The sequence below is a fragment of the Asticcacaulis sp. YBE204 genome (assembly GCF_000495855.1).
In the GTDB taxonomy this organism is placed as follows: Bacteria; Pseudomonadota; Alphaproteobacteria; order Caulobacterales; family Caulobacteraceae; genus Asticcacaulis.
The window spans coordinates 135158-158828 of sequence record NZ_AWGF01000002.1; the positions used below are offsets into that span (position 1 = coordinate 135158).

Below are 23671 nucleotides of genomic sequence, written 5' to 3' on the forward strand. Positions count from 1 at the left end.
CGCCCAGTCCTGCAAACAGGACTGAGGCCATTATCGTCACTATTACATCCATTTCGAACTCTCTGAATACCTGATTATTCAGGCAATTGCGCCGCGCGTCAAACTGGTCTATTCGGGCACGAATTATTCGAATATCAGGCCCGCTTTTCATGTCGCACAACAGCTTCGGTCACCTTTTCCGCATCACCACCTGGGGCGAAAGCCACGGTCCGGCGCTCGGCTGCGTGATCGACGGCTGCCCTCCGGGGATCGCCCTTACCGAAGCCGACCTGCAATGGGCGCTCGACCGACGCAAGCCCGGCGGTTCGCGTTTCGTGACCCAGCGCCGCGAAGCCGATGAAGCGAAAATCCTGTCGGGCGTCTTCGAAGGCGTCACCACCGGGACGCCGATCTCGATCATGATCGAAAACACCGATCAACGCTCGAAGGACTACGGTGAAATCGCCCATCAGTTCCGTCCCGGCCACGCCGACTATACCTATTTCGCCAAGTACGGCGTACGCGACCACCGCGGCGGTGGACGTTCCTCGGCGCGTGAAACCGCCGCCCGTGTGGCCGCCGGCGCGGTGGCGCTCAAGGTGCTGCAAACCCTGATCGGGCCTCAGATCAAGGTGCGCGGCGCGATGGTACAACTGGGCGTCCACCATATCGACCGGACGCAGTGGGACTGGGCGCAGGTCGATCAGAACCCGTTCTTCTCGCCCGATGCCACGCACTTGCCCCTCTTCGAGGAATATCTCGACAGCATCCGTAAAGCCGGCTCCTCCATCGGCGCGGTCGTCGAAGTGCAGGCCGAAGGCGTGCCCGCCGGTTGGGGCGCACCGATCTACGGCAAGCTCGACTCGGATCTGGCGGCCAATCTGATGTCGATCAACGCCGTCAAGGGCGTCGAAATCGGCGAAGGCTTCCATTCGGCGACGCTGTCGGGCGAGGAAAATGCTGACGAGATGCGCATGGGACCGGACGGCGTCGAGTTTCTGTCGAACCACGCGGGCGGCATCCTGGGCGGCATTTCGACGGGACAGACCATCGTCGCGCGCATCGCCCTGAAGCCCACCTCCTCGATCCTGACCGAGCGTCAGTCGGTCGATATAAAAGGGCAGGACGTCGATATCCGCACCAAGGGCCGTCATGACCCCTGCGTCGGCCTGCGCGCCGTGCCCGTGGCCGAAGCCATGCTGGCCTGCACCCTCCTCGACGCTTTCCTCCGCCATCGCGGTCAGACCGGCGGGATAGCCTTTACACCCGGCGTGCTTCAAGGTTAGGCTGCGGCCACAACTTCGAGGGGAAATGCCATGACTATCAAGACCGCGCTTCTGGCGGCACTCGCGCTTGTCTGCGCCACAAGCACCGCCGCGCAAACCGAAAAATCAGCACCGCAAAAGGTCGATATCGAGAAGCTTTGCGCCACGACGACCTGCCGCACCGGCGGTATCGACATCGTGTTACGCGTTGACGAGCAAAGCTTTACCGTCATTCCGGTCGGGCGTTCGCCCTATATCATGGAGGATGGCGCCATCCTCATCTATCCCGGCGAAACCATCGCTATTCAGTATACGGTGGCGGAAGGCAAGCTTACGGCCCCCAAGGTTCAGACCATATATGCTCCCCTCTATCCGATGAAGCTTACCAAGGATGACAAGGTCGTCGCCAATGGGGCGGACAAGACCTTGCCACCGGTGATCCGCGAAAAGGAAAAGGCAATACTGCCGCCAAATACCGTCCTATTTTCCTACGGCCAGGTGGACGGAAGCCGCGACATGATGCTGAAAATAGAATCCGGCCTGCCCGAAACGCTCAAGTTCGATCTGATCATGGCTACGGTCGCAAAGGGAGGCGGCTATCGGTTTCAACCGACCTCGTCCTGCCCGGTTCAAAAGGTTCCGCTGTATGAACACTGGCCGCATCCGATCGGGCCGATTATCCTGAAGAACGCGCGCCTGTTGGCCTCGAATGCCGACATGGTATGTAAGTAGTCTTGCGTTCCGGGTGCAGGGGCCGAGCCCCTGCCCGCCGGAGGCTTTTTTAACTACATCCCGAAGCGGAAATTGGCGACCAGACGTACCGAATGGGCATCCAGCTTGTCTTCGCTGCGGCGCATGTCGGTCCCCTGCGCGTTAGTGATCAGGAACGGATTGGTCGCCGGTGCCGTACCCGGTCCGACGCGGACGGTGTAGTCCTCGTCCTTGAAGCTGGTGTAGAGATATTCGACGCCCAGCGACCAGTTGTCATTGACCTTGCGCTCGATACCGGCCCCGGCCTGGTAACCCATGACGCGGTCGTCGGCTCCGCGCGGCGTAAAGCTGTTGGCGGTGTTGGTCGTATTATAGGCGTAGTCGAGTTCGGTCCACGCCACACCCGCCGTACCATAGGCCAGCCAGTTGTCCGTGCCGTAGCCCAGACGGCCGCGCAATGAGGTCACCAGATCGGGCGAACGCTCGAAATGATAGCTGGCCGGGGTCGTCGAAAAGCCGGTGACGCTGTCTTTCAGGTCGATCTTGTGCCAGTCGGCCAGAACGCCATAGACGATATTGCCCATCTGCCAGTCGTAACCGAGGCGCAGGCCGATGTCGTAGGCGCTGTCTTCGTCGGTCGTGCAGCCCGCGGCGGCATTATTGCCCTTGGGCGTACCGTCGCAGAAACCCGGCGAAAAGGCATTGGCCCCCGTCGTCGTACTGACGGTGTTGTTATAGTTACCATCGAGATTGGTATCGAAGATCAGGGTCTCATTATCGCCCTTGGCGGGCTTGGCACCGCCGATATGGACGCCGCCATAGGGCCCGTTCCAGGTTTGTGCTGCGGCCGGCAGGGCCAGGGTGCAGGCGGTGACGGCGAAAAGGCCGCACCGTAAGGGGTTCAGTTTCATGATGTGCTCCGTTCGTGTTGAGGTGGACCTTTGTCAGGTCTCTTACCCGGAACGCTTTTGACGCGGGAACAGTTCACTTCGCCGTATGGATTTTGGCTAAATAACTCAATAAGCTATACGGTGTTCTTAATCGGCCACGCATGGCTCGCTTACAATATCGTTTGCATAAAGCCTTCGTTGCAAAAATAGCAACGAGTAGTTTTTCATTCGACGACTTCTGGCAACACCGGATCGGGTTATATTCTCCTCAACATCCACTGTTTTGTCGCGATATTATTGCCAAAAACCGCTCAAACTTTTTGGCATATCGCTTAACACCGAGGAGATCGTCATGATCCAGCATCGCCCCTTTGAAAAGCTCTACAACGCCAAGCATGGCTGGCTTAACGCCCGTCATCACTTCTCCTTCGCCGACTATTACGATCCGAAAAATATGGGATGGGGCTCGATCCGCGTGTGGAACGACGACGAAATCGATTCGAAGTCAGGCTTTCCGCCGCACCCCCACGCCGATATGGAAATTATCACCTATGTCCGCGAAGGCGCTATCACCCACGAAGACAACCTCGGCAACAAAGGCCGCACCGAGGCCGGCGACGTTCAGGTCATGTCGGCCGGGACCGGCATTCGCCACGCCGAATATAATGTCGAGGACGTCCTGACCAAGATCTTCCAGATCTGGGTCATGCCGGACAAGCGCGGCCACGCCCCGCACTGGGGTGCCAAGCCCTTCCCCAAGACCGACCGTTCGGGCACTTTCGTCGCCCTGGCGTCCGGCTTCGAGGCCGACGCCGAGGCGCTGAAGATCAACAGCCCGGCCCGTCTTCTGGGCGCGACGCTGCTCAGCGGGCAAACGGAAACCTACGCGCCCGAAAAAGGCCGTCATGTTTACGTAGTTTTAGCCGCAGGACGTGTTAAGCTTAACGGTGTGGACCTTAAGGCGCGCGATGGGGCGGCGATCATCGACGAGGATATCCTGACCTTCGAAGCGACCGAAGACGCGGAAATCCTCCTGCTCGACGCCCAATAATGCACAGGATGTAAAGAGAGTTATTATGCGATTGAAGCCCCTGATCACCCTGACGGCCCTGCTGGGCCTGCCGCTCATGTTGCAAGGCTGTCTGGCTGCCGCCGTTACCGGCGCGGCGGTCGGCACCGCCGTAGGGGTGACGGGGGCCGTTATCGGCACGACCGGTAAGGTCATCGGCGCCGCCATCCCCGATGGCGACGACGAAAAAAAGGACAAGAAAGACAAGAAAAAGAAGTCGAAGGACGAGGACGACAACTGATGCGCGGCCTGCTGTGCCTAATGGCCGCGGCGCTCACGCTTTCGGCCTGTAGCCAAAAGACTGAAAAGCCGCCGGAGCCGGAACTTCCGCGCGTCGATAAACTGAACGGCGTCGATATCAATGCGCCCTTGTCGGTGATCGGCACGGAACCCTTCTGGTCTTTGATGCTCAAAGAGACCGACATGACGCTTGAACGTCCAGATCATCCGGATCAGGTCGTTCCCCGTCATCCGTTCGAAATCAACAAGGACAAGGACGGCGCAGCGCGGGCCGAACTGATTAGCGACGAAATCAGCCTGACCCTGATCGCGCAGAATTGCAGCGACGGGATGAGCGATCGCATCTATCCTCTGACCGCCGAAGCTACTGTCGGGGACGAAGTGTTCAAGGGCTGCGCTTTGCCGACGGACGCCCTGGACAAGACAAAGCCCTGACATAGAAAAGGCCTCCCTGCGGAGGCCTTTTCATAAACTTACGGCAGAACCTTTACCGGCACCGCAATGTCGCAACCGGTAATTTCGCCACGGCCCTCTTTCTTCTTGGCCTCGACGAGGGCCTTGAATTCGGAGGACCCTGTGTCCATCACCTCGATCTTGGGGCGTTCGGCAGCCGGAATATCGGCCATGACCTGCACCTTGACCATCGTGTCCGGATCGACCGGCGGTTCGCCCAGCTTCAGCTTGCGCACCACATCGAGCCCGACCAGCGTCATGCCGAAGGCCGTATATTTCTTTTCCAGTACGTTATTGTAGTTACGCATCAGGAAGAACTGGCTGTTGGCCGAGTTGACGTCGCCCGCGCGCGCCATGCCCAGCGCGCCAGAGCAATAAAGCCCCCAGGCGCCGACCTTGCTGTCCTTGGTGATCGCCGTCAGGGCGTTCGGCTGGGTCTGAACCGGCATGGCCTTGACATAGCCGGTGATGACGCCACGCGTTTCATCGATTACGTTGATCGGGAAGGCCGTATCGCGGCGGATGGTGAATTCGGCCGGCACATTGGCCAGATCGGAATTGCCTTCACCGGTACCTTTGGGGTCGCCGGTCTGAGCCATGAAGCCTTCGATGACGCGGTGGAACTTCAACCCGTTATAGAAACCCTTGCGCGTCAGCGTCTTCATGCGCTCGACGTGCTGAGGTGCCAGTTCCGGGTACATTTCAACGATGACACGGCCCTTGCTGGTGTCGATCACCAGCGTGTTTTCGGCATCGACGTCGCGATAGCCGGGCGATGCGGCGAACGCACTGCCAGCAAAAAAAGTTGCGGCGCAAGCGAGTCCGATGGCACCCATAGCCCCCATTTTAGACGTCATATTACTTTCCAACCTTAGACAAGAGCCGCTCGGCGACGCTTTGAGAGACGAACGGCGCGATATTGCCGCCCAATTGGGCTATTTCTTTGACCAGCCGTGACGCAATCGCCTGATGCCTGGGATCGGCCATCAGAAACACCGTTTCGATATCACGGTTCAACTGCTGATTCATCGCCGTCATCTGAAATTCGTATTCGAAGTCGGCAACGGCGCGGAGGCCCCGAATGATGACCGAGGCCTTAACCTCCTCGGCAAAGTGCATCAAAAGGCTGTCGAAAGGCAAGACCTCGATGCGATCGGCAAAGGGGGCGCAGCTTTCGCGCAACATCTCTACGCGCTCATCCAGCGTAAAGATCGGCGCCTTGCCGGTGTTGCGTGCCACCCCGATCACCAGATGATCGACCAGCTTGACGGCCCGACCGATGATGTCGGAATGACCGTTGGTGACCGGATCGAACGTCCCCGGATAAAGCCCGATACGCATGGTGTCTTTCCTCAGAGCACTTTTATTATAGAGCGCTATTATCCGGCATCCGGCGCGGTTTCAACCGTCGTATCGTTTGGATCCTCGTCGGCATCTTCGCCGCTTTCGGCCAGACGTTCGACCGAGACGACCTTTTCACCCGAAGTGCGGAAGATCGTCACGCCCTGCGTATTGCGGCTGGCGATGCGCACCTGCGCCACGCGCGTGCGGGTCAGTTGCCCACCGTCGGTGACCAGCAGCAACTGATCGGTGTCCTCGACCGGGAAGGAGGCGACCAGCTTGCCGCCGCGCTTCGACAAATCGATGGCAACGATGCCCTGCCCGCCCCGGCCTGTGCGCCGATAGTCGTAGGACGAGGTGCGCTTGCCGAAGCCCGTATCGGCGATGGTCAGGATGAACTCTTCGGCGGCCCCCAGTTCGGCGATACGCTCTACCGATAGAGCGGTTTCGCCCTCAACCTCTTCGGTTTCGTCCTCGACCACCGGAGTTTCGGCGGCATCTTCCCCCTCACCCGACACGGCGGCGCGCAGGGCGGCCGCGTGCTTGAGGTAGGCGGCGCGTTCGGCGGGGGTCGCCCCCACGCGGCGCAGAATGGCCATCGAAATTACGCTGTCGTCGCCATTGAGGCGCACGCCACGCACACCGGTCGAGTCACGGCCCTTGAACACACGGACCTCATCGACGGCGAAGCGGATCGAGCGGCCCGACGCGGTCGACAGCAGCACGTCCTGATCTTCGGTACAGACCGCTACGCCGACGATGGCGTCGCCGTCTTCCAGCTTCATGGCGATCTTGCCGGCGCGGTTGACGTTGACGAAATCGCTCAGCTTGTTACGGCGGACATCACCAGACCGCGTGGCGAAGATGATGTCCAGTTTGTCCCAGCCGGCTTCGTCTTCCGGCAGGGTCAGGATATTGGTGACGGTCTCGGCTTTTTCGAGCGGCAGGAGATTGACGAAGGCCTTGCCCTTGGACTGTGGATTGCCGAGCGGCAGACGCCATACCTTGAGCTTATAAACCTTGCCCACCGACGAGAAGAACAGCATCGGCTGGTGCGTCGAAGCGGCGTAGATGCCGGTGATGGCGTCCTCGTCCTTCATTGCCATGCCCGAACGACCCTTGCCGCCGCGATGCTGGGTGCGATAGGCCGACAAGGCCGTCCGCTTGACGTAGCCGGAATGGGTCACGGTGACAACCATGTCCTCGCGCGGGATGAGGTCTTCGTCTTCGATATCGCCTTCGCCATCGACGATCAGCGTCCGGCGCGGCACGGCGAACTGGTCCTTCACCTCGATCAGCTCGTCGCGGACGATGCCGATGATGCGGTCGCGCGACGACAGGATTTCGAGGAACCCGGCGATGGCGGCGGCCAGCGTGCGAGCTTCACCGAAGATTTCGTCCTGCCCCAGGCCAGTCAGGCGCGACAGGGTCAGGGCCAGAATGGCGCGGGCCTGCTCTTCGGTCAGGCGCACTTCGGCGCCTTCCAGCACGATCGAGCGCGGATCGGCGATCAGGTCGATCAGCGGCTTCATATCTCCGGCGGGCCAGTTGCGCGCCGTCAGGCGTTCGCGGGCTTCAGACGGATCGGCGGACGAACGGATGATGTGGATCACCTCGTCGATATTGGCCACCGCGATGGCCAGACCGACCAAGACATGGCCGCGATCGCGCGCCTTGTTCAGTTCGAACTTGGTGCGGCGGATGACGACTTCTTCGCGGAATTCGAGGAACAGTTCGAGCAGCTTGCGCAGGCCCATCTGCTGCGGACGACCATGGTTCAGCGCCAGCATATTGACGCCGAAGCTCGTTTGCAGGGCCGAATAGCGGTAAAGCTGGTTGAGGATCACGTCGCCAGACGCGTCGCGCTTCAACTCGACGACGACGCGCATGCCCTGACGGTCGGATTCGTCGCGGATGTCGGAAATGCCTTCGATACGCTTATCGCGGACCATTTCGGCGATGTGTTCGATCATGGTCGCCTTGTTCACCTGGAAAGGCAGTTCGGTGACGATGATGGCTTCGCGGTCTTTGCGGATCGTCTCGACCGAGGCCTTGCCGCGCATGATGACCGAGCCGCGCCCCGTCATCAGGGCCTGACGCGCGCCCGAACGACCGAGGATTTCGGCACCCGTTGGGAAGTCCGGACCCGGCACGATGTCGAGCAATTCTTCGAGCGAAATCTGAGGATTATCGAGAAGAGCTAAACAGGCGTCTATGACTTCGCCGAGATTGTGCGGCGGGATATTGGTCGCCATGCCGACCGCGATGCCACCCGCGCCATTGACCAGCAGGTTCGGGATACGGGCCGGCAGGACGGTCGGTTCTTCTTCCTTACCGTCATAGTTGGGCTGAAAATCGACCGTGTCGTTTTCGATATCGGCCAGCAGCGCCGTGGCGGCGGTCGACATCCGGCATTCGGTGTACCGCATCGAAGCGGGCATATCGCCGTCGACCGAACCGAAATTACCCTGACCGTCGACCAGCATCAACCCCATCGAAAAGGGCTGCGCCATACGCACCAGCGCGTGATAGACCGACAGGTCGCCGTGCGGGTGGAAACGGCCCAGCACGTCGCCGACGACGCGGGCGCACTTGAAATAGGATTTATTCGGCGTCATGCCCGCCTGATGCATCGAAAACAGAATGCGGCGATGCACGGGTTTCAGACCGTCGCGGGCGTCCGGCAGGGCGCGCGAGACGATGACGCTCATGGCGTAATCGAGATAGGACCGCTTGAGTTCATCCTCGATGGTAATGTGGGCAATACCTTGAGGCGTCAGGCCGGAAGCAGGCGTATCGGTCATGAATTCGGTTCTTTATCGTGGAATGTGCGGGCTGACGGGAATCAGCCCGCAAATGATCCCGTACCTTAGCATTTTTATGTTTAATCCCCAAACGCAGCGGGGCTTTTCGGGCCTTAAATGACCGCCTGTTAACAACTATTTTGTGTCAACGAACGCCTTGAACGCGTCGGCATAGTCGGTGTGCCAGCGCGACAGCGGCGGGCGGTTTTCGATCAGGTCGCCCATGGCCCACTGCATGCGCTTTTCGTCCAGTTCGCGCGTCACATCATTATCCGGACAGAGGATATAGAAGTCGCCGGAATTTATGCTTTCCAGCATGAAATCAATCAGTTGGTCTGAGGTCCATGCGCCGGAAGGTTTTTCCTCAGGTTTGGCACCGCCCTCGCCTGTCATGCCGGTAAAGACGAAACCGGGGATCAGCAGATGCGCCCTGATCTGACAGTCCGGTGTGTTACGAAGTTGATGTTCCAGCGACTCGCTAAAGGCCTTAACGGCGGCTTTCGAGACATTATAGGCCGGATTGCCCGGCGGCAGGGTAATGCCTTGTTTCGAGCCGGTATTGATGATCAGGCCAGGCGTGCCCTGAGCGATCATGTTTGGCGCAAAAACCTGCGTGCCGTGGATGACGCCCCACAGATTGACACCCAGCACGTTCTGCCAGTTGTCGAGCAGACCGAACGCATCGCTTTTGCCGCCGACCCCGGCATTGTTCATCAGGATGTCCACCTGCCCGAAGGTCGCGCGCGCCTCCTGTTCCAGACGTTCGACGGCGTCACGCTGGCTGACATCGGTAACGACAGCAAGAATGTCAGCCTCGGGCGTCTCGGTCCAGATCGCCGCCTTGGCGACTTCGAGCCGCGCCGTGCCGATATCGGCAATGACGACTTTCAGGCCCAGCGTCGCGAACCGTTGCGCGGCTGCCAGACCAATGCCCGACGCGCCGCCGGTGATAACGGCGACATTTCCTGATGCGATGGATGGATGCATCATCGGTACTCCTGAAATGCAAAAGGCCTGCGTTACCGCAGGCCCCTATTGATATATAAACCGAACTCTAGAAAGGGATTTCGTCGTCGAGATCGAAGTTCTGCTTCGGGCCGGAACCCTGCGCCTTCGGACCCGACGAGGCCGGTGCGCCGTAACCGTTGTCGTCGCCGTAACCGCCGCCCTGATCGTAACCGCCCGACGACTGACCGCCGCCGCTGTCGTTACGGCCGCCCAGAAGCGTCAGATTGCCGTTGAAGCGTTGCAGCACGATTTCGGTCGTGTACTTTTCAACGCCCTGCTGATCGGTCCACTTGCGCGTTTGCAGCGAGCCTTCGAGATAGACAGTCGAGCCCTTGCGCAGATACTGCTCGGCGATCTTGGCCAGGTTGTCGTTGAAGATGACTACGCGGTGCCATTCGGTCTTTTCCTTGCGCTCGCCCGACATCTTGTCGCGCCATTGCTCGGACGTGGCCACCGTCAGGTTGGCGACGCGTTCACCCGAATTGAGCGTACGGATTTCCGGGTCCTTGCCCAGATTGCCGATGATGATGACCTTGTTGACTGAACCCGCCATTGTGCTTCCTGTTCTGCCCGCTGCGTGCGGACACACTAAACCTTATTACAAAAGCATAGGTCGCAAAAACGAGTCCGGCAAGGCATGTTAACGCTTTGTTCACATCTTTTGACGCGAACGCAGCGACCCGATTTACTTCTTTTGCGGCAGGTTGTCCGGCAGGGTCTGCACGTCCGAGAAGTCCGGCTTTTCCTGCTCGAAGGCGCCCGGCACCAGCAGGCGCCCGTCCGGGGCCTTGGCCAGCAACTGGAAGCGCGGTCCCTCGAAGGTCTGGCCGATCTTTACGCCGCGGGCATCGACGAACAGGAACGTACCCTGAAACGAGCCCACCAGCTCCTTGCGCGGCGAGCCCAGTTTCATGAAGTCGATCCGCACCTTATCCAGATGTGCCGCGCAGTATTCGATCGACGGCAGATCCCGCTTGACGACATTGAACTTCGGCTTCTGATCCTTCGGAAAGGCGACCTGATAGCAGACGCCTCGGTCCTTCGGCGCGACCACACGATTCGAGTCACAGGCGGCCAGTGACAGGACGGCGAGACCCGTCACCGTAATGATCTTCGCGTTCATGAAGGGCTCCCTATTTTACCGAACAACCCTGGCCCTGTTCGATCAGGGTGCGGAAGCTCTTATTATCGTCCGAGATTTCGACCCTTTTGGGCACAAGACGCAGGGTCTGCGTCCCCCAGCGCGCATATTGCGCCTGACCCGGCGACACGCACCGCCCGTCATAGAGGAGCGTCACGCAGGCATTGAGCGAAATGGCGTCGGACAGGCGGTTCCATTCGTTCCCGGCGAAGCGCAGGCAGGCGGCCACCGGACCCGAAGAGGCCTTGGGTTCCGGCACGGTCTCGCTGGGCTCAATCTTGACGGGGGTAGCGGCCGGATCGACCTTGACCGGGGGCGGCGGGGCCAGAGACGCCGTCGGCGCGGCGGTCATTTCACCGCTTTCATCGACACCGACATCCAGCGCATTGGCGGCGACGCCGTTCTTTTTGGCGCATTCGGCGATGGTGAGCATGCCGACAAAGCTGCCGTCCACGAAGCAGCGCAGAGTCTTCTGATTGTCGAGGACCGGCGCGTCGTCGATATCCAGCACCAGACCGGGGCCTTCGGTATTCATGCGAGGGGTTTCTTTTTGCGACGATGAAATCGCCCAGGCCACCAGAATCGCCAGCAACAATGCTGCGCCGCCACCCGCCAGCCAGATGGTTTGCTTTCGACCCATAAATCTTCCCCTCGGAGGCGTAAGTCCAATCCCTCCTAAAGGCCTTTTTATGCGCCGCCTGTCAAGCGGGACAACGCCGCCGCATAGTTGGAAGATTGCGCCGTCCAGTAAGCCGTCGACGAGGCCGAAGAGGTTTTCTTGCTCGCTGCGTCGTCCGATGTATCCTCTTCGCCATAGCGCAGATAGCGGTAGGCGGCGCGAACGTTTTTCAGCGCGTCATCGAGCGTCTTGATCGCCGCGACGATGCTTTCTTCAGATGTCAGATTGATATCCGAGTTGAAATTCAGGCCGATCAGCTTCTCGTCGGTCGAGGTCTTTTTCTTGCTGCTCGAAGACGACGAGGTGTCCGCCGTCGTGGTGATCAGGCCTTCGCTGATCCCCAGCCCTTCCAACGCGTCCTTGCCCGCCGGTCCCTTGACGATTTCCATCGACGAATTCTTGTTGGCCGGTTCGATGACCAGTTGAGATTCCGCCTTGCCGGTCACCTTGGCGACCGTGACTTTCAAGGTATAGCCCGCCGCACGCTGGATTTTCTTGGCCAGGGTCTCCAGCGTGTCATTGGCCTCGATGGTGATCTTCTTGTCGCTGCCGCGCGAGTCGCGCAGGTAAAAGCTGTCCCCTGCCCGCGTCGAGGTTGCCGAGGTGATCAGGGTCGAGTCGGTATATTTGATCGTGCCCTGCGGCAGGCCCAGCTTGTCGAGCACGGACGCCCCGCCGGTCGAGACGGCCATGGCGTTTGGATTGACCTCGCCTTCCTTGCCCGTATAGCGCTGCGACCATTCCACCGTGCCGGAGGCCACATCCATGCGCGCGATATAGGCATCGGCTTCGCCGATCTTGGTCGTGCCGGCGATTTCGCCCTCGGTCTGGCCGCTGAAATAGACCTTGCCGCTGGAGAACTGAACCTTGACGTCATCCTCGACATCGGTGCCGCCGTAATAGACGACCTTATCGCCGCTGGTGTCGGCAAAATTAACATTGACGGTCGCCGCGAAGGCATCCTGACCGCCGTGGAAAGCCGTCGCCCCCGTGCCGCCGCCCAGAATATTGGCATTGCCGGATGAACCGCCGACATAGACCTGACCGTTATAGACGTCGATGGCCCCGATCTGACCGCCGCCCAGCCCGCCGAGATTACGCGTGCCGGTCAGGGTCGCCTTGCCCGCCACCGACAGATCGTAGGCCTTGAGGACCATGCTGCTGTCTTCGATGCCCGCCACATACATGGTGTTGCCGACGACCTTGATGGCGCTGGCCTGATCGGTCCCCGCCGTACCGGACTGCGTCGTAAAGGTCGACTTGCCCGTGGCGTCGAAACCCATAACGTAGGAGTCCCAGCCGCCGGCCGAACCGCCACCGCCCGCCATGACGCCCCGCGCCTTGCCTGCCACATAGACCGAACCGTCGGCACCGAAGGTCACGCCCAGCGCCATGTCTTCCTCGGTCGAGCCGCGGCGCTTGGTCCACTGCTCGACGCCATCGGCGTTGAACACGGTCACGAAGCTGTCGGCGACCGTGGCATTGGTGCCCGACGTACCGGTGTCTTCCTTGGTCTGGTTGATCGTGTAGGTCTGGCCTTCGACCGTATAGCTGGTCGAGGTCGTGGTTACGGTCGGCAGGCTGCCCGTCACCGAGCCCGCGATGGCCACCTTGCCGTCGTCGGACACGGCCAGCGCATAGCCGGTCGCGGTGTCTGCCGCACCGAGCGTCCGCGTATAGACGACCTTGCCCGCCGAATCGTACTTGATCAGAGCGACGTCCTGCGTGCCCTTGATCGTCTGACCGTCGATCGTGCCATTGACGTCGGCCAGCACATAGACCGAACCATCCGGGCCAGACACCGTCTGATGCACCTTGGTGATGGAGTCCGCCAGGTCTTCCTGCACGCTGCGCCCGGCGGTCCAGTAGGTATCGCCCGGAGTCGACGTCGTGCTGGTCGCCGTCGCATCGGCCTGAAACTTGACCAGTTCCATGGTCTGTTCCGGCGTCACTTCCTCGAATTTCTTGGTCGTCTTATTGTATTCGGTCGTCTTGTCGGTATTGCCGACGCTCTGAACCATAAAGATCGAATCGGAAGTTGTGGGGGCCGAAAACGTCAGGGCTTCGGTCGTGTCGCCCTTGATCTTGAGCGAGAAGGTGTCGGGATTGGTGCCGACCTTGGTCGTCTTGCCGCTGACCGTCACCGTCTTATCGGTCCCCGGTGTGCGCTGAACTTCGAACTTGGTCGTGGCACCGGCGTCTTTCAGCTTGCCGTTGATGTAGTTGACGACATTCGACATCGAGCGCGTGTCGTTGCCCATCTCGCCGAGATCGATACTGACGTTTTTGGGGGTCGCCGAGCCGGTCGTCTTGATCGAGATATTGAACTTCACATCGCCCTGGAAAGCTTCGACCGCCTCGGTCGCCGTTCCCTGATGGATGTCCTTGGCAAAATAGTTCGTGTCGGTCTTGGCGACTCCCACCGTCGATTTCAGCTTTTCGGTAATCTGGCCCTGAATGAGGTCGAGATACTCGTACTGGGCGTCCTTCACGTAGCCGCTGACCTCGGTCAGACCCTTGCTGAAATTGCGCCGCAAGGTGTTGAGCGTCGTCGTGTTGGTGATCGAATCGGCGTTCGACCCGGTCAGAATGCTTTGCGCCTTGGACGCCACGGCGCGCAAGGAACTGAGACCGGTGTAGAGGGTATAGAGCTTCTTGTAGTCCGCCGCCGAACCGGCCACGTCGATCTTGGTCGAGGATTCGCGGACGAAACTTTTACCGGCAAGGATGTTTTTGACCAGTTCGTCGTCGTTGGTGCCGCCGCGTTCCCACGGGGCAGTCGGCGCCTTGCTCGTCCCTGTCGGAGAGGTCGCCGTCGTGGCAGCCGCCTTCGCCGCCGCCGAACCGCTATTGGCGGTGGCGAGCTTCGAGTTGAAATAACTCGTCAGCAGGCTGGAGTCGAACGAGACGGTCATAAGCGCTTTCAGCACATGAGATTCGCACTCAGTTTGGCGCAACAAAGCTTAAGAGTCGTTAACCCGCCATTGCAAAGACGCAAAAAAGCCCGCCAGAACAATCCGGCGGGCTTTTTTGTATGGTAAATAGATGCCGAATTACCCTTGGAACAGCGACAGGATGGCTTGCGGCGCCTGGTTGGCGATCGACAGAGCCTGTGTACCGAGCTGTTGCTGGACCTGAAGGGCCTGCAAGCGGGCGCTTTCCTTAGCCAGATCGGCGTCAACAAGGTTGCCGATCCCCACTTCGATCACGTCCGACAGCTTGGAGACGAAGCCAAGGTGGCCTTCGATCTGCTTGGCCTGCGAGCCCAGCGCCGCGAGGTTGGCGTTGACCTTTTCTATCGACGAGTCGAGCTTGGCCAGCGCTGAACCGGCCAGGGTCAGGCTGAGGACGTTCGAAGTCGAGGCCAGCGAGATGATCGAACCGCCCAGCGAGAAGTTGCGCGACGACAGGGTGATGACCGATGACCCGTCAGCATTGTCGATGAAGGCGATGCCGTTGGTGATCGTATTGTTGAGCAGGTTGGTGCCGTCGAAGGTCGCGTTGTCGGTCGCGTGCTTGACCTGCTTGAGCAGTTCCTTGAAATCGCCGTTAAGCGCATTGCGCGATGCCGTCGAGATCGAGGGATCCATGGCCGAAACGACCTTGTCGCGCATCTGCACCAGAAGGTCCGACACCGATTCCCCGGCCGCCAGCGTCACATCCGCCACCGACGTCGCCCGGTTCAACGAGGTCTTCACCGCGTTCAATGAAGAAAGGTCCGCCCGTTGCCCCTGCGCGATGGAATAGAGCGACGCATTGTCCTTGGCGCTTGATACCTCAAGGCCCGTCGAGATCTTGGTTTGCGTGTGCTCTAGTTTCCGGGTCGTTGCATTCAGGTTCTGCAACGCCGTCATGGCTGTCTTGTTCGTGTTGACACTGACGGTAGGCATTGGGATTCTCCATGTACTTTCGACTCATAAGTCTTAACGAACATGGTAAGCAAAAGGTTAACAAACGCAAACGACTTTATCCGCACCCTTTGCAGGATACGGTTAGCGTGGCCTATATTACCTCTGAGTGCAAGCGCTCAAATGGATCAGATGTCGGTCTTGAGCAGCGTACCGGCTTGATAAGCCTTGGATTCCCGCATACCCATCAGTTCCTTTTGCGGAAACTGACGCACCACTTCGCCGGTATAGCGATCGATGGCGCGGTAGATGAATTCGCCGCTGTCCGGGTCCTGTTCGATCGTCAGCTTGAGCATATAGGCCGGCTGCGATTCGGATTTCGCCTTGTTGGACAGGTCGGATTCGGTTCCGGTCTTGTTGCCGGTGTCCGCGGGAGCGACTTCCTTGACAGGCTTTACCGATTCGATCGGAGCCACCTGAGACAGGTCGGTTGCCGGCGGAAAACTTACGACATTATTGATCATCTCCAAAAATACGCCCGCCACGGGGAGGTGGAACGGACGCCCCTCTGTTTAAGAACAGAGCCTCTAAGGTTCGGATAAAAGAAAAGAGGGACGGAAGGCGTGAGCCCCCGCCCCTCTCAATCCATTAACGGAACAGGCTCAGGACAGTCGAAGTCGACTGGTTGGCGATCGAGAGCGCCTGCACGCCGAGCTGTTGCTTCGTTTGCAACGCTTGCAGCTTGGCACTTTCCTTCGCCAGGTCGGCGTCGACGATGTTACCCACACCGGCTTCCAGCGAGTCCTGCAGCTTCCCGATGAAGGAAGAGTGGCTCGACAGAGACTTCGACGACGTGCCCAGCTTCGCAAGCGAGGCCGAAACGTTGGCGATCGAAGTGTTCAGGGTGGAGATTGCCGCGGTCGCTTTGGTGATCGTGTCAATCTCGCCCGCCGCCGACAGGGTGATGGCCGAACCCGTGCCACCGACCGTCAGCTTTTGAGCCGACACGGTCAGGCCGCCGCCCGAGGCGTTAGCCAGAGCCGCGATGGTCGTCTTAGAACCGTCCAGCAGGTTCACGCCGTTGAACGAAGCGTTATCAATGGTCTTCTTGATCTGATCGCGAATGGCCTTGAAGTCTTCGTTCAGCGCGTTACGGCTGGTGGTGTTCAGCGTGGTGTCCGAAGCGGCAAGGGCCTTTTCCTTCAGCTGCGAGAGCATGTCGGAAACGCCTTCGCCGGCCGAAACGGCCACGTCGACGACAGATTGGTTACGGGAGAGCGAGTCCTGAACCGCGTTCAGCGAGGAAATTTCCGAACGTTGCGATTGCGCGATGGCGTAAGCCGCACCGTTGTCCTTAGCGCTGGCGACCTTCAGACCGGTGTTGATGCGGTTCTGGGTCGTTTGCAGGTCAGAGTTGGTCTTGTTCAGGTTTTGCAGGGCAACCATAGCCCCGAAATTGGTATTCACGCTGTTGAGCGCCATGATTCTAGTCCTTCTTCTAGATGAACCGAAGACATTTTGTCGTTCGGCGGCATTTTGCCTGACCTCAAGGCTGCAAGGGGCGGGCCACAGCAGCCATTTTCAAATTTACATATAAATATTTGAAATTATTGCGTTATACATGCATTAAGCACGTCTTTGACTGGGCATTTTTTGCCCGCATGCGGCAATTTTTGCCCAGCCGGGTACAATTTGCCTAGTGCGCTTTGGGCAAAAAGAGACCGGAGGCCCAGTCCCGCAAAAATTGCAGGCGAGCACTCCGGTTTACGCTTACTGGAACAGGCTGGTGACGATGCCCGGCGCCTGATTGGCGATGGACAGGGCCTGCACCCCAAGTTGCTGCTTGGTCTGCAAGGCTTGCAGCTTGGCGCTTTCCTTCGCCAGGTCCGCATCCACCAGATTGCCGATACCGGCTTCCAGCGAGTCAGACAGTTTGCCTATGAAGACCGTATGGGCTTCCAGCGACTTCGCCGCCGTACCCAGACGCCCCAGAGCGGCGGAGACGTTCTCGATCGACGCCGCTACCGCGTCGGCAATCGTCTTGGCCTGCGTCGCCGACGTGAACACCGAACCTGCCGACAGCGTGATATTGCTGCCCGTCAGGCTAAGGTCCTGTGCCGCTACCGTCAGCTTCGAAGAAGCATCGGCGTTGGCCAGGGGCGCGATGTTCGCCGCGCCGCTCTTGATCAGGTTAACGCCGTTGAACGTCGCATTAGACACTGTTTTCGAGATCTGATCCCGCAGGGCCTTGAAGTCTTCGTTCAGCGCGTTGCGACTGATGGTCGAGAGCGTGGTATCGGAAGCCGCGAGGGCCTTCTCCTTCATCTGGATCAACATGTCCGAGACGCTCTCACCGGCCGAAAGGGCCACATCGACCGCCGATTTGGCGCGATCGAGCGAGTCGGTGACCGCCCCTAAGGACGCCACATCCGAGCGCTGCTTGGTGGCAATGGCATAGATGGCGCCATTGTCCTTCGCGCTCGCTACTCTGAGGCCCGTATTGATACGGTTTTGAGTCGTCTGCAGTTCCGTGTTGGTCTTGTTGAGGTTTTGCAGCGCCACCATGGCGCCGGCATTGGTGTTGATCGATACATTCGACATCGACGTAGCGTCCTTTCCATTCTGGTCGGGTTTCAAACGGCAGTTTTGCCGCATAGCCATTTTGGCTTGAACCTCAGCATTGCAACGGCAATGCCAGAACGAAAGACTTTGTTAAATATTTAAATTATTGATTTTATAGATAATTTTATAATTGAAAATGGCGAGAATCAGAGATCCTCGCCATCCAAAACCGGAGCAACCCGGCAAATATTGCTTAAGGGAAAAATTAACCTAACGTGCCGCGTACCGTGCCTGCAAAGGCCGCGTCCTGCGCCGGCGAGGCCGAGGCATCACGCGGCACAAGGCCTTGCATGATCAGGCGATTGACTTCGATCAGGGGCTGAATGTCTTCCTGAGAGCGCATCACCATCGAGGTATGGCGGTTGACCCAGATCGACAGCGAAATGATCTGCGCGCGCAGGCCTTCGGGCAGGCCGTTGCCCGCCAGAGCGCAGTCCGACCCCAGCACCGACCACAGGCGGCGATTCCAGTCCAGCGCGTCCATGCGCTTGGCGATTTCACTCTTGTCCAGACGATCGGCCTCCATCAGAGCCCGCGTCACCTGTCCGAAAAGGCGGTATTCCGTCTGACGCGGATCTTCAGACCGCAGCGTCGCCTTCTGGTAGGCTTGTAGAGACATTCGATAATCTTTCGTCTTCGTATTCGATAAGCTTACGGGCACCCATCAGGGCCTTGTAGTATTCGCGGCCCATGATGGCCTTGGACACCAGAACGCATTCGGCCAGGGTCGCCGGGTTGGCGATGACGCTCATGAATTCGGTCATGCGCGTCAAAAACTCGTCGTAATATTTCTCGGCACCCGCTTCATCCAGATACATCATCATGACCGGGAAGTAGATATGACGGGCGGGCGAGGTGACCTCCGCCGCCTGCATGATATCTTTTTCGCGGAGCACCGACGCCTTGTTTTGCAGCACCAGCGAGCAGCGGCGATCGCCGTTTTGCACGACCGCACCATTAAGGACGAATTTTTCACCCGGCTTGAGCGAGAGTTTAAGCGGCATAGATATCCCCTTGGCCACGGACCTGAAATAGTCGCTTCAGGACGCAGCCTGAGACGAACTTAACCCTTACACAGTTAACACCAGGTTTCGGGCGACGCGGTCGGCAGCAAGTTTATGGCCTGAGCTTTGGGGTCGCGTCCGTTACCGGAGTCTTATCGAATCAAGCCATAAGAATGACATGACTATCGCAATATGTCGCTTTTTTGATGTATCTGCCGCAAATTGCTTTTAATACAAGGGCTTGCCGCCATGCCTAAGAAAACCTGGTCTGTGAAGACCGGTCAAAAGCCCGCTTCTATCCCTTTCGACCTCCCCGAAGACATCGCACGGCACCTGTCACCACCGGCCTCGGATGCTCCAGCGGTAGTCTTCGATCCGGCAAAAATCAAGGCCGCGGGCGACGCTGCCCTGCCCGCGCCCATCGGCAATCCTGAGGACCAATCGATCATTCTCGGCGACTCCTTGTCGAACGAAGCCCTGCGCGTTTTGCTCGAAACCACAGCGCATATCAAACAACTGGAGTTGCTCAACCGGCTGAAGGACGCCCTCGTTTACCTTCAGGACAGCGAATTCAAGGCCGCCGGCGATGCGGCGCTCAAGGCGCTGGATGTCGACGAAAAATGCGCCACCGCGTGGCACATTCTGGCCATCAGCCGCGAAAAATCCGGCGACCTGAGCGGCGCCTTTTCTTGCTACGAAGCGGCGATGCGGCTTGAGCCGGAAAATATCGGCATCGCCAACGATATCGGGCGTCTGGCTTTCTTCATGGGCCTTCACGAAAACGCCGAGCAGTTTTACCGCTATGTGCTGAAGCGCGAACCGTTCCACCCGGAAGCGACCAATAACTACGCCTCAAGCTTGCGCGAAATGAGCCGCCTTGAAGAGGCGATCGATATCCTGCGTCCGGCGTTGGAACAAACGCCGGGCAATGCCGCCCTGTGGAATACGCTCGGTACTATCCTCAACGCGCAGGGCGATCTCGACACGGCTCTGATTTTCTTCGATGAAGCGCTCAAATACGACAAGGTTAACGGCAAGATCTGGCACAATCGCGGCCTGATCCTCGGCAATCTGGGCCGCGTCGACGAGGCGATCGAAAGCCTCGACGAGGCGTTGAAACTGTTCGAAGACCCCAATCACGTCGAAGCCGCCCAACTGGCGCAGGCCTTCAACTATTTCCTCAAGAGCGACCTTAAGCACGGCTGGACCTATTACGAGGCGCGCAAGCAGACCCACGGTCACGACGGGATGAAGTATCTGACCGACATCCCGCAACTGGATGTCATGGCCGATCTGCGCGGTCAGTCGGTGTTCATTTCGACCGAACAGGGGCTGGGCGACGAGATCCTGTTCTCCACCCTCCTGCCCGATCTGCTGGAAGAACTCGGCCCCGACGGCAAGCTGACACTTGCGGTCGAAAAGCGTCTTGTGTCGCTGTTCCAGCGGTCCTATCCGCAGGCGCATGTCACGCCGCACCTGACCGCCAAACACAGCACCTATCAGGTGAGGTTCTATCCGGAAATCACTGATCCTGCACCTTATTCCGGCTTTGCGGTTCTGGGCGATTTCCTGCCGAAATACCGCCCGACGGTGGCCGACTTCCCGAAGCTGGGGGCATTTCTCAGCCCCGATCCGGACCGCGTCGCCTACTGGAAGGGCGAACTCGACAAGCTGGGGCCGTTCCCGAAAATCGGCCTGTTGTGGAAGAGCCTCGTCAAACATTCCCGCCGCGACCGCTATTATTCGCCGTTCGAGTCGTGGAAGCCGATCCTGCGCACACCGGGCCTGATATTCATCAATCTGCAATATGGCGACGCCAGCGCCGAACTGGCCGAAGCCGCGCGCGAAGGCCTGACCATCTGGAACCCGCCGGGGATTGACCTCAAGCAGGACCTCGACGACCTCAGCGCGCTCTGTGCCGCCGTCGATCTGGTGCTCGGGCCATCGAACGCCACCAGCAATATCGCCGCCGCCGTCGGCACGCCGATCTGGCTGCTCACCCCGCCCAGTTCGTGGCCGATGCTGGGGACCGACTACTATCCGTGGTACGCCGTGGCGCGCATGTTCGTGAACCCGGATCTCAGCGACTGGACCCCGGCCCTGACCGCCATGCACGAGGCCTTGATTACTGAAATTGCCGCGCCGGTCGTGACGCCGCCCGCCGCCGATATCGCCCGCGCGTTTCAGCAGGTGCAACGCGCCCTGCTCATGCGCGACTGGGACGATGCCGAAGCACAGGCCCGTATCTTGACGCAGGTAGCCCCGACCCATTCGGGGGCGTGGCAGGCCTTGGCGACGGCGCTGGATCGTCTGAACCGCCTGCCCGAAGCGCTCGATGCCTATCAGCGCGCCCTGGGGCTTGAGCCGGATTCGCTCGATATCGCCGCCGATCTGGCGCAACTGGCCTTCCGCATCGGTCAGTACGATAAGGCCGAGCGCTTCTATGCCCACGTCATCGCGCGCGATCCGACGCACCTGACCGCCGTCAACTACTATGCGGCGGCCCTGCGCGAGCAGTCCAAATACGATGTGGCCATCGCGACCCTGCAAACCTATCTCGGCGAATATCCGAAACAGAGCGAGCTATGGGACACGCTGGGGACCATCCTGATGGCGCAGGGCGATCTCGATACGGCCCTGATCTTCTTCAATGAAGCGGTAAACCTCGACAACAGTCTGGCGGCGCGTTTCAACCGCGCCTGTGCGTGGATGGAACAGGGTCTGGCCGAACAGGCCCTGCCCGATATCGAGGTCTGCCTCGACCGGTTCAGCGAGCCGTCGAACCTGCGCTCTGCCGAACTGACCCTCGCCTATGCCTATCTGGCGCTGGGGCGCGTCGCCGAAGGCTGGAAGGCCTATGAGGCGCGGCATATGCAGGGCACGCCACAGGCGGTGGCGTACGATCTCGACCTGCCGCGGCACGAGACAAAATCAACGATTGATGAAAAATGTCTGCTGATCATCGCCGAACAGGGGCTGGGTGATGAGATTATGTTCGCCACGCTTCTGCCTGATGTGGTGCGCGATCTGGGTAAGGGCCATGTGACGCTTGCCGTAGAACCGCGTCTGGTACCGCTGTTCAAACGCGCGGCCCCGAAAGCGACGGTGTTGGCGCACCATACGCGCTTTGAAGACGGCCTGCGGCATCGTAGCGTGCCGGAACTCGATACATCAACGATTGATGAATGGGCTCTGCTAGGGGATTTCCTGCCGGTCTATCGCAATGATGTGGCGGCATTTGCCGCATCCGGCCCGATATTGAGCCCAGATCCGGCGCGAATCGCCTACTGGCGCGAAGAAGTAGCCAAGCTCGGCAATGGCCCGAAGGTCGGTCTGCTGTGGAAGAGCCTCAAGAACGACAGCCGCCGCGCGCGCTTCTATTCGGCACTTGATCAGTGGACGCCGATCCTGTCGCAATCCGGGCCGGTCTTCGTCAATCTGCAATACGGCGATGTCGAGACCGAGTTGGCCGAAGCCAAGGCGGCAGGTTACCACATCTATAATCCGCCGATCGACCTGATGAACGATCTCGACGAACTGAGCGCCCTTTGCGCCGCGCTCGACCTGATCATCGGACCGTCGAATGCGACGACGCAGATTGCAGCGGCGACGGGCGCGGCGGTGTGGATGCTGCTGCCGACCGGCACCTGGACGACCTTAGGGACGGAGCATTATCCGTGGTATCCTAAGGTCCGCCTGTTCCAGCCGCACAACAACGACTGGGCCGCTCTGCTCTCGCATGTGGCCATAAGCCTCAACGAGTTTAATGCGCCATATAGAGGTTGAGGTTGGTATTGTGCAGCAGGGCGCGCGTCGTGCCGCCGAAGGCGAATTCGCGCAGGCGTGAGCGCCCGAAGGCCCCGGCGACCATATATTGCGCGCCGTGGCGCTTGTTGGCTTCGACCAGAGTCCCGATCAGGTCGCTGGTTTTTGGCAATAGGTCGATTTCGACGGTCAGGCCATGCAGCATATAATAACGCGCTAGTTTACCCAGGTCGGCGGGGCTTTCACCCACCGGCGCACCGACGATGACGACCTTCGAAGCCTTTTTCAGCAAGGGAATGGCGCGGCGCGCGGCGCGCGATGACGGCTCCTTGCCATCCCACGCCACGACAGCCGGACCCGACAGGTCGAATGGCTGACGGGCGATGAACACCCCGGCGCGTTCTTCCATCAGCACTTGCTGAAAAGCTTCGGACAACAGACCGCGCCCGCGCGCGCTCTCGTCTCCGAACACGACCAGATCGGACAGGCGCGTCTCGACCGCCAGACACTGCCAGACGGGGGATTTCAGCGGCAGGAAGACCTTGCCGTCGTAGTCCAACCCGTCGAAGGTTTCGCGCGCAATGGCTTCGGCCTCTTCGGCGGCGGATTTCAGGCCGTCCATGGCGGCGACCTGCACCGTGCCCATGAAACCTTCGCCCAGCCAAGGGGCAAGCTCCGCCGGATCGGGCGGCGCGAACAGGAAGTTCAGTTGCGCCCCGAAACCCTCGGCGACGCTGGCGGCAATGCCGACGCTGACCTCTTCGGAGGCCGAACCCGACACCGGTATGGATATACGAGCCCAGCTTTGAGCGGATGCGGTTGCAGGGGTATCGGTCATGGCGGGCCTCCGGT

General features: G+C 59.7%; 22 protein-coding genes. 6 read left to right on the forward strand and 16 right to left on the reverse strand.

Annotated elements, in window-relative coordinates; translation table 11 throughout:
• Positions 1–149: 149 nt before the first annotated feature.
• On the forward strand, positions 150–1265 hold the full coding sequence (aroC, locus tag AEYBE204_RS24685) for a chorismate synthase (protein ID WP_023461088.1): 1116 nt from the start codon (positions 150–152) through the stop codon (positions 1263–1265).
• 30 nt (positions 1266–1295) lie between these two features.
• Complete coding sequence (locus tag AEYBE204_RS24690) at positions 1296–1976, forward strand: hypothetical protein (protein ID WP_023461089.1); 681 nt, start codon at positions 1296–1298, stop codon at positions 1974–1976.
• Between the two features lie 53 nt (positions 1977–2029).
• On the opposite strand, the gene AEYBE204_RS24695 is transcribed toward AEYBE204_RS24690, so the two are convergent.
• A complete protein-coding gene (locus AEYBE204_RS24695; RefSeq protein WP_023461090.1) occupies positions 2030–2866 on the reverse strand; it encodes an outer membrane protein in 837 nt (278 codons plus the stop codon).
• 331 nt (positions 2867–3197) lie between these two features.
• On the opposite strand from AEYBE204_RS24695, the gene AEYBE204_RS24700 reads away from it, so the two are divergent.
• The 3 genes from AEYBE204_RS24700 to AEYBE204_RS24710 are packed head-to-tail and all read left to right on the forward strand — an operon-like array spanning position 3198 to position 4589.
• On the forward strand, positions 3198–3896 hold the full coding sequence (locus tag AEYBE204_RS24700) for a pirin family protein (protein ID WP_023461091.1): 699 nt from the start codon (positions 3198–3200) through the stop codon (positions 3894–3896).
• Between the two features lie 25 nt (positions 3897–3921).
• The gene (locus AEYBE204_RS24705) at positions 3922–4155 is read left to right on the forward strand and encodes an NF038104 family lipoprotein (RefSeq protein ID WP_023461092.1); all 234 of its coding nucleotides are present in this window, start codon (positions 3922–3924) and stop codon (positions 4153–4155) included.
• Positions 4155–4589: a COG3650 family protein gene (locus tag AEYBE204_RS24710; RefSeq protein ID WP_023461093.1), complete on the forward strand. Its 435-nt coding sequence runs from the start codon at positions 4155–4157 to the stop codon at positions 4587–4589. The genes AEYBE204_RS24705 and AEYBE204_RS24710 overlap by 1 nt, the downstream gene beginning before the upstream one ends.
• Before the next feature lie 38 nt (positions 4590–4627).
• Here the strand turns inward: AEYBE204_RS24710 and AEYBE204_RS24715 are convergent, their stop codons facing one another.
• From AEYBE204_RS24715 to flbT, 14 genes are all read right to left on the reverse strand, one after another.
• Positions 4628–5464, reverse strand: coding sequence for a peptidylprolyl isomerase (locus tag AEYBE204_RS24715; RefSeq protein WP_052019276.1), 837 nt, complete (start codon positions 5462–5464; stop codon positions 4628–4630).
• A gap of 1 nt (position 5465) precedes the next feature.
• On the reverse strand, positions 5466–5948 hold the full coding sequence (gene coaD, locus AEYBE204_RS24720) for a pantetheine-phosphate adenylyltransferase (RefSeq protein WP_023461095.1): 483 nt from the start codon (positions 5946–5948) through the stop codon (positions 5466–5468).
• 38 nt (positions 5949–5986) lie between these two features.
• The gene (gene gyrA / locus AEYBE204_RS24725) at positions 5987–8752 is read right to left on the reverse strand and encodes a DNA gyrase subunit A (RefSeq protein ID WP_023461096.1); all 2766 of its coding nucleotides are present in this window, start codon (positions 8750–8752) and stop codon (positions 5987–5989) included.
• A 135-nt stretch (positions 8753–8887) separates the two neighbouring features.
• Positions 8888–9742: an SDR family NAD(P)-dependent oxidoreductase gene (locus tag AEYBE204_RS24730; RefSeq protein WP_023461097.1), complete on the reverse strand. Its 855-nt coding sequence runs from the start codon at positions 9740–9742 to the stop codon at positions 8888–8890.
• Positions 9743–9806: 64 nt separating this feature from the next.
• Entirely contained in the window at positions 9807–10313 is a 507-nt protein-coding gene (gene ssb, locus AEYBE204_RS24735) for a single-stranded DNA-binding protein (protein ID WP_023461098.1), read from the reverse strand.
• Between the two features lie 132 nt (positions 10314–10445).
• Positions 10446–10883 carry a hypothetical protein gene (locus AEYBE204_RS24740; protein ID WP_023461099.1) on the reverse strand — a complete coding sequence of 146 codons (438 nt, stop codon included), beginning with the start codon at positions 10881–10883 and terminating at the stop codon, positions 10446–10448.
• Positions 10884–10893: 10 nt separating this feature from the next.
• On the reverse strand, positions 10894–11541 hold the full coding sequence (locus AEYBE204_RS24745; protein ID WP_023461100.1) for a hypothetical protein: 648 nt from the start codon (positions 11539–11541) through the stop codon (positions 10894–10896).
• A gap of 47 nt (positions 11542–11588) precedes the next feature.
• Entirely contained in the window at positions 11589–14510 is a 2922-nt protein-coding gene (locus AEYBE204_RS24750; RefSeq protein WP_052019279.1) for a hypothetical protein, read from the reverse strand.
• Between the two features lie 123 nt (positions 14511–14633).
• Complete coding sequence (locus tag AEYBE204_RS24755) at positions 14634–15470, reverse strand: flagellin (RefSeq protein ID WP_023461102.1); 837 nt, start codon at positions 15468–15470, stop codon at positions 14634–14636.
• Positions 15471–15616: 146 nt separating this feature from the next.
• A complete protein-coding gene (locus tag AEYBE204_RS24760) occupies positions 15617–15952 on the reverse strand; it encodes a flagellar protein FlaG (RefSeq protein WP_031229846.1) in 336 nt (111 codons plus the stop codon).
• Positions 15953–16076: 124 nt separating this feature from the next.
• A complete protein-coding gene (locus AEYBE204_RS24765; RefSeq protein ID WP_023461104.1) occupies positions 16077–16910 on the reverse strand; it encodes a flagellin in 834 nt (277 codons plus the stop codon).
• A gap of 288 nt (positions 16911–17198) precedes the next feature.
• On the reverse strand, positions 17199–18029 hold the full coding sequence (locus AEYBE204_RS24770) for a flagellin (RefSeq protein ID WP_023461105.1): 831 nt from the start codon (positions 18027–18029) through the stop codon (positions 17199–17201).
• Between the two features lie 226 nt (positions 18030–18255).
• Positions 18256–18669 carry a flagellar biosynthesis regulator FlaF gene (flaF, locus tag AEYBE204_RS24775; RefSeq protein WP_023461106.1) on the reverse strand — a complete coding sequence of 138 codons (414 nt, stop codon included), beginning with the start codon at positions 18667–18669 and terminating at the stop codon, positions 18256–18258.
• The gene (gene flbT / locus AEYBE204_RS24780; RefSeq protein ID WP_023461107.1) at positions 18629–19054 is read right to left on the reverse strand and encodes a flagellar biosynthesis repressor FlbT; all 426 of its coding nucleotides are present in this window, start codon (positions 19052–19054) and stop codon (positions 18629–18631) included. Before flbT ends, flaF begins: the two co-directional genes overlap by 41 nt.
• Positions 19055–19303: 249 nt before the next feature.
• Here flbT and AEYBE204_RS39340 point away from each other — a divergent pair, with 249 nt between their 5' ends.
• Positions 19304–22840 (forward strand): tetratricopeptide repeat protein, encoded by a 3537-nt coding sequence (locus AEYBE204_RS39340; protein WP_023461108.1) that lies wholly within the window; start codon positions 19304–19306, stop codon positions 22838–22840.
• Here the strand turns inward: AEYBE204_RS39340 and AEYBE204_RS24785 are convergent.
• The gene (locus AEYBE204_RS24785) at positions 22818–23657 is read right to left on the reverse strand and encodes a universal stress protein (protein ID WP_023461109.1); all 840 of its coding nucleotides are present in this window, start codon (positions 23655–23657) and stop codon (positions 22818–22820) included. The genes AEYBE204_RS39340 and AEYBE204_RS24785 overlap by 23 nt on opposite strands.
• Between the last annotated feature and the right edge of the window lie 14 nt (positions 23658–23671).

What these genes read in the sequence shown, in the direction of transcription:
- AEYBE204_RS24745 (WP_023461100.1), bottom strand. Translation starts at nt 11,541, where the DNA reads ATGGGTCGAAAGCAAACCATCTGGCTGGCGGGTGGCGGCGCAGCATTG.
- AEYBE204_RS24715 (WP_052019276.1), bottom strand. Translation starts at nt 5,464, where the DNA reads ATGACGTCTAAAATGGGGGCTATGGGTGCCATCGGACTCGCTTGCGCC.
- aroC (WP_023461088.1), top strand. Translation starts at nt 150, where the DNA reads ATGTCGCACAACAGCTTCGGTCACCTTTTCCGCATCACCACCTGGGGC.
- AEYBE204_RS24755 (WP_023461102.1), bottom strand. Translation starts at nt 15,470, where the DNA reads ATGCCTACCGTCAGTGTCAACACGAACAAGACAGCCATGACGGCGTTG.
- AEYBE204_RS24690 (WP_023461089.1), top strand. Translation starts at nt 1,296, where the DNA reads ATGACTATCAAGACCGCGCTTCTGGCGGCACTCGCGCTTGTCTGCGCC.
- AEYBE204_RS24765 (WP_023461104.1), bottom strand. Translation starts at nt 16,910, where the DNA reads ATGGCGCTCAACAGCGTGAATACCAATTTCGGGGCTATGGTTGCCCTG.
- AEYBE204_RS24695 (WP_023461090.1), bottom strand. Translation starts at nt 2,866, where the DNA reads ATGAAACTGAACCCCTTACGGTGCGGCCTTTTCGCCGTCACCGCCTGC.
- flaF (WP_023461106.1), bottom strand. Translation starts at nt 18,669, where the DNA reads ATGTCTCTACAAGCCTACCAGAAGGCGACGCTGCGGTCTGAAGATCCG.
- gyrA (WP_023461096.1), bottom strand. Translation starts at nt 8,752, where the DNA reads ATGACCGATACGCCTGCTTCCGGCCTGACGCCTCAAGGTATTGCCCAC.
- AEYBE204_RS24710 (WP_023461093.1), top strand. Translation starts at nt 4,155, where the DNA reads ATGCGCGGCCTGCTGTGCCTAATGGCCGCGGCGCTCACGCTTTCGGCC.
- AEYBE204_RS24730 (WP_023461097.1), bottom strand. Translation starts at nt 9,742, where the DNA reads ATGATGCATCCATCCATCGCATCAGGAAATGTCGCCGTTATCACCGGC.
- ssb (WP_023461098.1), bottom strand. Translation starts at nt 10,313, where the DNA reads ATGGCGGGTTCAGTCAACAAGGTCATCATCATCGGCAATCTGGGCAAG.
- AEYBE204_RS24705 (WP_023461092.1), top strand. Translation starts at nt 3,922, where the DNA reads ATGCGATTGAAGCCCCTGATCACCCTGACGGCCCTGCTGGGCCTGCCG.
- AEYBE204_RS24700 (WP_023461091.1), top strand. Translation starts at nt 3,198, where the DNA reads ATGATCCAGCATCGCCCCTTTGAAAAGCTCTACAACGCCAAGCATGGC.
- AEYBE204_RS24740 (WP_023461099.1), bottom strand. Translation starts at nt 10,883, where the DNA reads ATGAACGCGAAGATCATTACGGTGACGGGTCTCGCCGTCCTGTCACTG.
- coaD (WP_023461095.1), bottom strand. Translation starts at nt 5,948, where the DNA reads ATGCGTATCGGGCTTTATCCGGGGACGTTCGATCCGGTCACCAACGGT.
- AEYBE204_RS24770 (WP_023461105.1), bottom strand. Translation starts at nt 18,029, where the DNA reads ATGTCGAATGTATCGATCAACACCAATGCCGGCGCCATGGTGGCGCTG.
- AEYBE204_RS24760 (WP_031229846.1), bottom strand. Translation starts at nt 15,952, where the DNA reads ATGATCAATAATGTCGTAAGTTTTCCGCCGGCAACCGACCTGTCTCAG.
- AEYBE204_RS24785 (WP_023461109.1), bottom strand. Translation starts at nt 23,657, where the DNA reads ATGACCGATACCCCTGCAACCGCATCCGCTCAAAGCTGGGCTCGTATA.
- AEYBE204_RS39340 (WP_023461108.1), top strand. Translation starts at nt 19,304, where the DNA reads ATGCCTAAGAAAACCTGGTCTGTGAAGACCGGTCAAAAGCCCGCTTCT.
- flbT (WP_023461107.1), bottom strand. Translation starts at nt 19,054, where the DNA reads ATGCCGCTTAAACTCTCGCTCAAGCCGGGTGAAAAATTCGTCCTTAAT.